The organism is Methylomonas koyamae, from assembly GCF_006483455.1.
Classification (GTDB): domain Bacteria; phylum Pseudomonadota; class Gammaproteobacteria; order Methylococcales; family Methylomonadaceae; genus Methylomonas; species Methylomonas koyamae_B.
In genome coordinates this window covers 84,463-95,298 of sequence record NZ_PPPU01000036.1, presented here as the reverse complement: position 1 = coordinate 95,298, position 10,836 = coordinate 84,463, and the positions used below count along the sequence as shown (strand labels likewise).

General features: G+C 51.6%; 9 protein-coding genes. All 9 read left to right on the top strand.

From position 1 onward, the window contains the following. The first annotated feature begins 201 nt into the window (after positions 1-201). The 9 genes from C2U68_RS17565 to C2U68_RS17530 all read left to right on the top strand — a co-directional run bounded on the left by C2U68_RS17565 (position 202) and on the right by C2U68_RS17530 (position 10,752). Positions 202-1,269 carry a HEAT repeat domain-containing protein gene (locus C2U68_RS17565; protein WP_140913766.1) on the top strand — a complete coding sequence of 356 codons (1,068 nt, stop codon included), beginning with the start codon at positions 202-204 and terminating at the stop codon, positions 1,267-1,269. Between the two features lie 812 nt (positions 1,270-2,081). Then, positions 2,082-2,219, top strand: a complete 138-nt coding sequence (locus C2U68_RS21310) for a hypothetical protein (protein WP_186289658.1) — start codon at positions 2,082-2,084, stop codon at positions 2,217-2,219. A gap of 229 nt (positions 2,220-2,448) precedes the next feature. Then, the gene (locus C2U68_RS17560) at positions 2,449-3,489 is read left to right on the top strand and encodes a hypothetical protein (RefSeq protein ID WP_140913765.1); all 1,041 of its coding nucleotides are present in this window, start codon (positions 2,449-2,451) and stop codon (positions 3,487-3,489) included. 298 nt (positions 3,490-3,787) lie between these two features. Then, positions 3,788-4,750: a hypothetical protein gene (locus tag C2U68_RS21305; protein WP_186289657.1), complete on the top strand. Its 963-nt coding sequence runs from the start codon at positions 3,788-3,790 to the stop codon at positions 4,748-4,750. Positions 4,751-5,119: 369 nt separating this feature from the next. Continuing rightward, positions 5,120-5,968: a HEAT repeat domain-containing protein gene (locus C2U68_RS17550; RefSeq protein ID WP_186289656.1), complete on the top strand. Its 849-nt coding sequence runs from the start codon at positions 5,120-5,122 to the stop codon at positions 5,966-5,968. A 681-nt stretch (positions 5,969-6,649) separates the two neighbouring features. Continuing rightward, entirely contained in the window at positions 6,650-8,227 is a 1,578-nt protein-coding gene (locus tag C2U68_RS17545; RefSeq protein WP_140913763.1) for a long-chain-fatty-acid--CoA ligase, read from the top strand. Between the two features lie 122 nt (positions 8,228-8,349). After that, the gene (locus tag C2U68_RS17540; RefSeq protein WP_140913762.1) at positions 8,350-9,246 is read left to right on the top strand and encodes a TauD/TfdA dioxygenase family protein; all 897 of its coding nucleotides are present in this window, start codon (positions 8,350-8,352) and stop codon (positions 9,244-9,246) included. Between the two features lie 67 nt (positions 9,247-9,313). Then, a complete protein-coding gene (locus tag C2U68_RS17535) occupies positions 9,314-10,210 on the top strand; it encodes a TauD/TfdA dioxygenase family protein (protein ID WP_140913761.1) in 897 nt (298 codons plus the stop codon). Beyond that, positions 10,207-10,752: an FcoT family thioesterase gene (locus C2U68_RS17530; RefSeq protein ID WP_140913760.1), complete on the top strand. Its 546-nt coding sequence runs from the start codon at positions 10,207-10,209 to the stop codon at positions 10,750-10,752. Before C2U68_RS17535 ends, C2U68_RS17530 begins: the two co-directional genes overlap by 4 nt. Positions 10,753-10,836: the final 84 nt, after the last annotated feature.

Sequence of the window (10,836 nt, the reverse complement as noted above, 5' to 3'; positions counted from 1 at the left end):
CCGCTGCCGGGCGCGGTCTGGCTGTTCGGCGGCGCACTGCTTGGCGTCGGCGGATTGCGGCGATTCGAGAGGGGTTAATGTTGCTTTGCAACCGCGCATCATGGTGTTTAGCCCGGTTCCTAGGTTCTGGGCAGCATTCTCGGCTCAACGGTTTGTTGAATCTACAACTCGCGAAAATCGAATGACAAGGAGACATCGTATATGCAGCTAACCCGCGCGATTGTGATCCCCGCGTTTCTGCTGGCTTGTTTGATGATCTATTTTTTCGGCGGCGGCGAGACGGCCCAGTCGCTTAGAGTCGGCGGTAGGGCTTCCGCCGGGCCGGCATCTCGCGTCAGCCGGTCCGTCGATTCCGTGGTGCTGCCGGGTTGGGCGGCTGACCAGCCGGAGCCGGGATTCGCAGAAGTTGCCGAGGATGAGGATGCTTTGGCGGAAAATCCTCTACCCCAGGCCGTCGGGGAAATATTGTTGGTCCTCGACGATCTGGCCGGACAGGGCCTTAGTCACGACGAGCTATTAAACAGCGAAAGTTATCAATTGTTGATGGCAAAACTGCAATCCGACCCCGCAGCGCGGCAAGCCGTATTGGCGCGGATCATGAAAACCAGCGGCACGCCGCTCGGTAAAACCTTGGTGCTGGCTGTGGCGACATCCGGCGCGGGCGTTGGCATGGGGACGTTGAAAAGTTCGGCCGAATGGCTGCTGAAACACGGTAACAGCGAACAGCGGGCTGACGCCTTGCAACTGCTGGGTTCGACCCCCAGTTACACGCCGCAAACCCGCGCGGCGTTGCTGGAGGCGCTGAAACGTGATGGCGGCGATCCGGAGGTGGCGGTGGCGGCGATGGACAACTTGGTGCGGCAAGGTGGAGCCTCGGAGGTCGAGCGGCAGGCGATCATCAAGGAGGTGACGCCGTTCGTCGGGCATGACGATTCGCGAGTGCGCTTGAACGGTTTCCAGGTAATCGCCAAGTGGGGAGCCCAAGACCCGGATGCCATGCAAACTTTGGCCCAAGGCGCTAACGATCCCGATCCTCAGGTGCGAACCTGGGTGCTTTCTGCGTTTGGCAACGGCGAATTTAGTTACGACAGCGTGCGCCAACCTTTGCTCGACACCTTGCATAACCCGGATGAAGAGCCGGCAATAAAAGCGGTTGCGCAACGGGCGTTGGCGCGTTTTGCGTTGGATGAGCAAGCGCAAGCCGCCATTCAGCAGTATATGGCAAGCGAGTCCTATCAGCCGCCTCAAACCAATTTGGGTTTCAACTAAACGATATTCCGCACCAATTCCGCTTACCGGCCGTGGCTGATTCAAGCCGCTCCCCCGCGGCGGGCACCGAGCTTCATTTCATCCGCCTGATCCTCCTCGCCATCGGAAAAAGCAGTTTTTCGGTGATATGCGGAGTTTCTATATTTACACAGCGGCAAGGTAAATAGTGGGTTGAATAATGCCGGCGGCGCTGGCACTAACGGATAAAACTAAATATTTAAGCTGTCTGGTCGGTTGCTAAGTGATTATCTGCCTGCTGTGGCTATTTTTGTAGGTTCGTAAATATTGTCTGAGATATAGATTTTTACCAAGGTAAATCGCCGTTTACTTTAGGTATTAAAAATAAATAATTAAATAATATATATTAGCTTTTAAGATGAGCTGTTCGGATGATGCGTTTTGACGATATTCCGAAAATTATGGCGTCTTATGGCTGATAAGATGGTCTCGATGCGTCTTCTATGGAATTTGCTTGAGTGTTAGTTCGTTTCGGCACCTGTTGGCGGTAAAAAATATTTTCAAATAGAAATTTTTCCTATTTATAGTAATTGCGGCATATGCCGTAAAATCGGCCAAAAGTGCGGTATTTAAAATAGTTATTTAACACAGTATGGATAGTGTTGCCGAGTTGGTTTGTGGTGCGACAATTTGCCTCATTGAAACTCTGTAAATCTCGGTGGAAACTTCGCGCCGACTCCGATGGAGTCAGTGGGAGTGTTAGAGTTCTTTAATCGCTTGGCGGCCAAATTAATAATCGCCAATTTATGTTTGATTTGGAAATTAAAGTTTTCAGTCAAAACAAAGGAGAAAAAATGAATATCCGCAACAAAAAGCATTTAAGCCTGTTTGCGCTGAGCGCGATTTCCGTCACGTTAATTTCAGTGGGTGCCAATGTGGCCGACGAGCAGGCACCGCCCCCTGAAAACTCAAAGTATCCATCAGAATTATGAACAAAATTACGCAAAAGATTTGCATTTGTTAAAACAGGATCAGCGGTTCAGGGATAGAAAATGCAGGTATAAAACTAATCTGGAGCTTGATACTGATCAAGAGTTTTGTACCCAAAGTAGGCGCAGTAATGGTATGCGCGATATTAACCGCCAATCCTGCAATGGGTTTGTCGTCCTCGGTAGTTTATGAGCAAACCTAAATAGTTAATCCATTTATCAGGAAAAATTAATGAAAAACGTCAATCTAAAAATGATTAAAGCCGGACTTTTTACCTTAACCGGATTGTCTAGCGCTCTGTTGGCTTTCGATGCAAGTGCGGTTTGCGGTGGATCGGCATCCGTTACCTTGAACAAGGGTGTTTTAGCTTCAATGCAAGGGGATTCTACTAAACGCATACCTGCTGGTTCAGTCATTTCTCCAGTCCCTTCAAACAGCGATACCGGCACAGGCGCATGGTCAACTTATGGCAACCGCTACATCTATCTGAATGCCTTTATCGAAGAAAGAACCGGCGCAACACCTTCACCCACCACATGGAATTATTCAAGCACGGTCCCGTCCAATACCGTCCCTACCACTAACGCGCCTGGTGCAAACGGCGATGCGGCAGGAACCGACTATTACGGCCCTTATAGCCTGCCCGTGGTATGCGCAACCTCGGCGACGCCTAACTACACTTCGACGTTTAAAGTTGGTAATACCGTTTCAAACTACAGCGGCGTTACGGGAACAGGTAATATTGGATTGGCTGGGGTGTTCAAATTTCGCAGCTCATTTCAAAATCCAACCCTATCTTTAAGAATGGGTAAACTCAGGCTTACCAAAGTAGGTACAGACTGGGAGCTATGGGATGATCATAATGGGCTGAGTTTCCTCAAGCTTACTGAAGTTAACTATGTTCATACCGCGGCAACTAAAACCGTCACCCTGAAAGCCAACCTTCGTTTTGCCGATGCCGTTGATAACTGGGCCAACCCTTCGTCTGCCAACACCACCGATTGGGGACGATGCTACCGGGGGACGCCAAACAGTGCTCCATGCGCTGCACCCGATGGCGGCACAGGCACTTGGTGGATCACTTCCGGCCTAAATTCAACGGATAATGCGCTAATGATGGGTCCCGGCACCGGCCTTACCACGCCAACAGGTACAGGTGTATTAACAGGGCTTGTTCCCAATGCCTATAAAACTTCAGCAGGCGCAACCCCTACTGGTTCAGAGGCACTTGCTTTAGTCGGTAGAATCTCTGTGACATATACCTACAACTAAAAGTCTATTGATTCAGTTTTACATAGACTGCGGTTGATCGATAAATTGAAACCACTTGAGTGAATTAGCAAAACATCTCGGGTGGTTTCAGTTTTAAAGCGCGGTAGTTTGAGGTTACCGCGAGTGAAGCCCAATAATTCGAAGCTGCAAATGTTGGGGGTTCGCAAACTCACCCACCACCTGCAAAAATCCACCATACCTGCAGCTAGCCAAGCCTGATTTATTTTCAATAATTTTTAATTAGCTTTAAATTCATTGCACCCTTTTTGTCCATCTTAGTTTAAAAGGAAAATTGACTATGCCATCAACAAAATCCGTTAAAAAAAACGCATTATTAGTTTTGATAAATTCGCTGCTACTATCCACGCAAGTTTTCTCCTCAACAGTATTCGAACCCACTTATTTCCCTCCAGGGTTTATAGGCGGGGAAGCGCGTTTGACCTATGACCGCCAAGCCTGGGCCACCATGATGCCGAGGTGGTCTCGAACCAATATCCATGGTATCCCCATAGAGGGGTCTGAAGGACCGACGTCGGATACCAAGGGCAATCGTTTTTTATATCCGCAGCTATTTTTGGATCATAACTCGCCTACCGCCATTAAGCGTTCGGAGCTTGCCTCGGAGGCGCGTATAGCCAATGGCACAGCCGATCCGGAAGCCGTGGCGCAATGGCGTATCTACAATCAAGATGATTGGGTGCCTCTGGATCAACCGCCAGGCGGCTTTACCATGCAAGTCGATGATTTGCGAGCAGGGGTCTGGTGGCCTGAAAAATCCGGTTGGGTACCCAGCAGTTATAATCCCTATCCGGGCGAGGAAACGCCTTTAACAATCGGCCTGGGCGGCTCACTGCGCCTGCACAGCGATTTTATCGCACCGGGCGCTTCGCTGTGGTTTGCCAGCCTGGATATCCGCCTGCAACAAGATCGGATGACTCAGGAATACAAATGGTACATCGGTAGCAGTGGCGGCGTGGCGCCTGGAAGCATATTTGAACTAATCAACCCGGTGTTCGGCGTCGATCCGACAACTGGCTTTACGACCTTAAGCGCGGATTACAAATGGGGCGCGTCTCAATGGAGTAATTTTTTTAGATTCGGTGCCGAACCTGGAGATATCACCGAAAAAGTGCTGGGGCATATTACGATGAATCTCGGCGCGGAAACGGCACCGGTGCCGGTGCCGGCAGCCGTGTGGTTATTCGGAAGTGCCTTGGCGGGCTGGCTGGGTTTTAAACGCCGTACCGCAGTACTTGCTTGATAGACGTTTTTAGTGGCTTGGAGCAGGCGGCAATGGACGCAGCACGCCTGCTTCGGCGAGATACCGTTCGTTTGCGAAGCTTCGCGGGAGTCTTTAAGAATTATGCCTAATTCCAAAATTTTATCTCTGTCTCTCCTGATGGCGGCATTCGGTGCCGGGTATTGCGTTCGCGGAATTGATTTCTCAGACGCAGCGAGTCTCGCCAATCAAAGCGCCTCTCAGCCCACGACGCCGCGCCCGCTTGCCGCCAACCGCAAAAGCGAGCAATCGGGCAAAACTTCACGGCTGGCAGCATCGGCCTCCGGCATTCGCCTTTCAGAACAGGCTGTAAACCGTGGCGCCGCTGTTTCTCGGACTCAGGCTTTACCCATGGCTGAGACTGAAGCAGCCCCTCGGGACACGCATGAATTATTGGGGGCTTTGGACGCCAAACTGGCGCAAAATCCGGATATGGACGCTTTGCGCAATAGCCCGGAATTCCAGCAACTCATCGCGCATTTACAAAGCGATCCGGCTGCGCGCAACCAAGTCATCTCCCAATTCCTGCATGCCAGCGGCACAGATTTAGGCAACACCTTGAGCGAAATATTGGCCATGTCCGGCGGCGTAGAAGTGATGCCGGAGCTTAAAGACGCGGCTTCGCAACTCCTGCGCGACGGCAACGACGAGCAACGCTTGAATGCCTTGCAGTTGATCGGTGGCGCGGCCGGCAACGATCCTAAACTTCGCTCGCAAGTCATAGACATGCTGCACAAGGTTGCCGATAGCGATCCCCGGCTGGCCAGCGCGGCGATTTCCAGTTTAAATCGGCAAGGCGTCTCCACCCGCACCGAGCATCAGGACGTGATTCGAGCGGTTTCGCCGCTGGCCGCCAGTGCCGATCCCGAAGTGCGCCGCAATAGCTTACAGGTTCTGACTCAATGGACCGGCAAAGACCAGTCCACGCTGGAAATTTTTACCAAAGCCGCGCGGGATTCCGATACCGGCGTGCGCAGCTTGGCGGTATCGGCGCTGGGTAACGGCAGCTTTAGTTACGAAAATGTCCGCGATTCCTTGTTAGCCGTACTCCAAAACCCGAGCGAAGACCTAAAAGTCCAAGCCGCCGCTCAACAGGCCCTTTCGAGTTTTCCATTGGACGAACAAGCGCTCAAAATTTATCAGGAGTACATGGCAAGCGTTAAAACGGAAGGAGGCAGCGCAAGCGGCGCTTTTAATTGAAGTCAAGGCTGACTGGGCAGTTACCCTGCTTGAAGTAGTGGCGGGTTGGAATCACGGGAGCAAGGCCAGGCCGATGCCGACGATCCGAATTATTAAGGGTATCTGGCTGCCGGCGCCCTGGCTCAAGCCAATTTGAGTTTCAACTAAACCAAATTCCGAACCAATTCCGCTTCCTGGTCGTGGCTGATTCAAGCCGCTCCCGCGCGGCGGGCACCAATCTTCATTTCATCAGCCTGATCCTCCTCCCGATCGCCAAGCTGCAGTGTTGGCCATAGATGCCGGGCAGCCGGCTTGGCGAAAAATTCCCTGAGATCGGATTCCGATATTTCGGCAACAGCCAGGAAAGGTTGCTCTCCAATTGCGATGCGGAAAGGTTTTATCGTCCGCTTCGATGCTCGGGCTGGCTGAAAACGAGCGCGGTTTTTGAGCTATGTGATTTGACTCAAAAAAATTACGCCAAAACACCCATTTTTCTTGCTAGATATGTTGGCGGCCGGTTACGCCGCTGAGCGGGGCCGATTTGCCGGTTCAAGCCCGGTGACCTTAGTCGGTTTTTAATTAAATAAATTTAATTAAATCAATATATTGAGTTTTATGTGCCGATTTATGCTGCTACAGAAATTCCGGGTGGCATTCTAGTTGCTTTATGTAAAAGCATCATACTTATCTCTAGCAAGCACAATGACGTTATCAGCCCCGGAAACTCTGGCCGGAATCTCGGCTTGGCAAGCGCAACAGCGTGGCGATGCGACCGCTTTCGTATTCGAAGACTGTCGTTCGACGTTTAGCCAGTTCGACCGGCATGCCAATCAAGTTGCTGCCGGATTAGTCGCCGAGGGGATTATGCCGCAAGCTCGGGTTGCGGTTTTGGCCAAGGACAGTATCGACAGCTATCAAATTTTATTTGGCTGCGCCAAGGCGCGGGCGGTGCTGATCGGGATTAACTGGCGCCTGTCCGCGGCGGAAAGCGTTTATATCCTGCAAAACGGCGAAGTCGAAATAGTGTTTGTGGCTAAAGATTTTCTCGAACGTGTTGCCGCGGCAAAACACGCACTGCCGCGGCTGCGCACAATTGTCGTGTTAGACGCGGAACTGGGCGAATACCCAAGCTTTCAGGGTTGGCGGGACCGGTTTCCGCCAACGCCGCCGGCTTTGCAGCCTCGTCCGGAAGATGTGGTGGTGCAAATGTATACCAGCGGTACCACCGGCCATCCGAAAGGGGTGCAGTTGCCGAATCATGCGTTCTTCAGGCTGATGCGGGGCATGCGCGAACGAGGCGACCTTTGGATGGATCTGAATCCGGAAGACCGGCTGTTGATATCGTTGCCGCAATTCCATATGGGCGGGATCTGGTGGGCGATACAGGGATTCATTGCCGGCGCGCAAGGCATTGTCATCGACACCTTTGTGGCCTGGAAAGTGTTGGAATTGATCGAGCGCCACCGGATCAGCAAAGTGCCGATGGTGCCGGCCATGATTCAGACCACGCTGGCGGAACCGACCTGCGATAACACGGATTTGTCGTCGGTAAAGGGCTTTCTCTACGGCGGTTCGCCGATCGCGCCGGCCTTGCTGAAAAAGGCGATGGCGCGGTTCGGTTGCGGCTTTTTCCAAATCTACGGCATGACCGAAACCGGCAATATGGCGGTCTGCTTACGCCCCGAGGACCATGAGCCGGCAAACCCCAAGCGTTTGGAATCTGCCGGCCGGGCTTTGCCGGGGGTGGAACTGCGGGTGATCGACACCGAAGGCCGTTGTCTGCCGCCGCTGGCGATAGGCGAGATCTGCATCAAGTCGCCGGCCAATATGGTCGGATATTGGAACAATCCGGCGGCAACGCGGGAATGTCTGTCCGTCGACGGTTGGGTCCGCACCGGCGATGCCGGTTATCTCGACGACCAGGGCTATTTGTTTATCTGCGATCGGCTCAAGGACATGATCATTTACGGCGGCGAGAACATCTATCCGGCCGAAATCGAAGCTGCGCTATGCGAGCACGACGGCGTCGCCGAGGCGGCGGTTATCGGCGTCCCGGACGAACGTTGGGGCGAAGTCGTTAAGGCGTTTGTGGTGTTGCGACCGGGTTGGACGATCAAGCCGCGAGAATTGATCAATTTTACCCGCCAGCGCATTGCCGACTTCAAGGCGCCGAAATCGATCGACTTTCTGGAAAAGCTGCCTCGGAATCCAAGCGGAAAAATATTGAAGCGGGAATTGAGGACGCCTTATTGGACCGCACAATCCCGGCAAGTCAATTAGGCCGCGCCCGCTATTGGCGGCCGACTTGGATTGCAGGGCCAAATCGGTAGCGTCGTGCGCCAGTCGACACCTGCCGGGAGTACCAACCCACCACCATCACTGGAGCTTATAGGAGTGCCTGAATGAGCGTTGAAACCATCGAAATCGAAGTGATCGAGTCTAAACCCGGCAAAATCGGTGCCGAAATCCGCGGCCTGGACATAAACGCCTTGTCCGCCGAAGCGCCTGAACTCGGGATGATTCGCAGTCTGATCTACCGCAATAAACTGGTCGTGTTGCGTAACCAGGAACTGGACGAAGCCAGGTATGTGGCATTCGCCCGTAAACTGGGTCGGCCGCAGGTTTATTTCCAACCGCAGTACCACCATCCGAATTACCCCGAAATTTTTGTTTCGTCCAACGTGCCGGATCAAAACGGCAACAAAATCGGCGTGTCCGGTACCGGAAAATATTGGCATACCGATTGTGCTTTCGAAAAACATCCTTTGTCGTTTACCTCGGTTTATCCCTTGGTATTTCCGAAAATGTCGCGGGAAACTTCGTACATCGATATGGTGCAGGTGTTGAAAAATCTACCGGCGCAATTAAAGCAATATGTCGACGCCAAAACCTATATTCACGCCGGCCAACTCAGGTATAAGGTTCAGGCCAGCGATATCGATAAATCGCTGGCGGAGTTACTCGAGCGCATCAATGCCGAAGTGCCTCCGGTCGAACATCCGGCCGTCATTCAACATCCGGTAACCGGCGAATTCTCGTTGTATATCAGTAGCGGTTTTACGATAAAAATCGCCGGACTGGACCATGAAGAAAATCAAATGGCGCTGAAGGCATTATTCGATTTTATCGAGCGTCCGGAGCACGTGCATACCCATTATTGGGAAGAGGGCGATTTAATCATTTGGGATAACCGTTCGGTGATTCATAAGGCCTCGGGGGTTAAGCCGGGCGAGACCAGCAAAATGTATCGGGTTGGTATTTACGACGATTTGCCTTTTTACGTTGGTATCGGCAATTGACGTTCGAGAATATCTTGCCGGTAATACTGTTTACTTTTGGCGAAATTATTGAAATTGGAATAAGCGAATGACTACTGAAACTTCAGGCCTGGAAATTAAAGAAGCAAGGCCCGGTAATATCGGCGCCGAAATTATTGGATTGGATGTTAACGAATTGTCTGACCATGCGCCGGAGTTAGCGCTGATAAGGCAGTTGATTTATAAAAACAAACTGGTGGTGTTGCGCGGTCAAGAATTGACGGCGGAACGTTATGTGGCGTTCACCCGCAAACTGGGTCGGCCGCAAGTGTATTTTCAGCCGCAGTACCATCATCCCGACCATGCCGAGATCTTCGTCTCGTCCAACGTGATTGAGGCGGACGGCAAAAAGCTTGGCGTGGCGGGCACCGGGCGCTACTGGCACACCGATTGCGCGTTCGAACCCCACCCGCTGTCTTTCACGTCGGTCTATCCCTTGGTATTCCCGAAATCCGCCCGGGAAACGTCTTATATCGACATGGCCGCGGTATACGCAAAATTGCCGGCCGAATTAAAAGCCTATGTCGAAACGGCAAGCGCCGTTCACGAAGGCAAACTGCGTTACAAAGTTCAAGCGTCGGATATCGACAAGTCGTTGGCCGAGTTACTCGACCGGATCCATAACGAAGTACCGCCGGTTATTCATCCGGCGGTGATACAGCATCCGGTCACAGGCGAAAAGATTCTCTATATCAGTAGCGGTTTTACCACCAAATTGGCCGGTTTAACTTACGAAGAAAATCAAAAGGTAATGCAGGCCTTATTCGACTTCGCCGAGCAGCCGGAACATATTCATACGCATTATTGGGAGGAAGGCGATTTGATTATCTGGGATAACCGGCCGCTGGTGCATAAAGCCTCTTCGGTAAAACCGGGCGAGCAAAGCAAGAGCTATCGCATCGGTATTTACGACGACTTACCTTTTTATGTAGGAATAAACTCATGAGTGCAATCACTGAATTAGCGGAATGCGACGCGCTGACGTTAACCGATATCGAAGGTTCCTTCGTCAATCAGGTATTGTCGCCGTATCGGCAGCACTGCCAATATCTGAAGAAGGCTTATTTTCAGCAGCAAGAAGGGCTGGGATTACAAGGTATGTTGATGAACGGCGAGTTTTCGATTCCGGAATCCTGCTATATCGACGATACCGGACATTTTAACGCCGTCGAATACAATATTTGTTACAACCAAATCGCTTATGTTCATTTGGGATATTGCATCAAGCACGGATTAATTCCGGAGTTAAACGAATACGAGCCGGATTCTTTTTTCGAGAAGCAGTTGTCCAACTTTCTAATTGCGAATTTAAATTCCAGCTATCAAAGCTTTATTAATGCCAAACGGTTTTACGGAACCTTCGGCATTAGTTTGGTGAAGAAAACCTCTCGCTGCACGTTTTTGAAGACGTTCTGCCATTTTCACGACGACAAGCTTGGCAAATCCAAAGGCGAGGTAACGTTGGCGGTGTTACGCCCGGATGCTTGACGGAACGTCGATTCCGCACATCGATTTTGCGCCAACTATCCATAGTTTTTGACTCTATTCAGACCACAATGGGGACGGATATAC

Excerpts from the sequence above, each read along its gene's own strand:
- C2U68_RS17565 (WP_140913766.1), top strand. The coding sequence starts at position 202 with ATGCAGCTAACCCGCGCGATTGTGATCCCCGCGTTTCTGCTGGCTTGT.
- C2U68_RS21310 (WP_186289658.1), top strand. The coding sequence starts at position 2,082 with ATGAATATCCGCAACAAAAAGCATTTAAGCCTGTTTGCGCTGAGCGCG.
- C2U68_RS17560 (WP_140913765.1), top strand. The coding sequence starts at position 2,449 with ATGAAAAACGTCAATCTAAAAATGATTAAAGCCGGACTTTTTACCTTA.
- C2U68_RS21305 (WP_186289657.1), top strand. The coding sequence starts at position 3,788 with ATGCCATCAACAAAATCCGTTAAAAAAAACGCATTATTAGTTTTGATA.
- C2U68_RS17550 (WP_186289656.1), top strand. The coding sequence starts at position 5,120 with ATGGCTGAGACTGAAGCAGCCCCTCGGGACACGCATGAATTATTGGGG.
- C2U68_RS17545 (WP_140913763.1), top strand. The coding sequence starts at position 6,650 with ATGACGTTATCAGCCCCGGAAACTCTGGCCGGAATCTCGGCTTGGCAA.
- C2U68_RS17540 (WP_140913762.1), top strand. The coding sequence starts at position 8,350 with ATGAGCGTTGAAACCATCGAAATCGAAGTGATCGAGTCTAAACCCGGC.
- C2U68_RS17535 (WP_140913761.1), top strand. The coding sequence starts at position 9,314 with ATGACTACTGAAACTTCAGGCCTGGAAATTAAAGAAGCAAGGCCCGGT.
- C2U68_RS17530 (WP_140913760.1), top strand. The coding sequence starts at position 10,207 with ATGAGTGCAATCACTGAATTAGCGGAATGCGACGCGCTGACGTTAACC.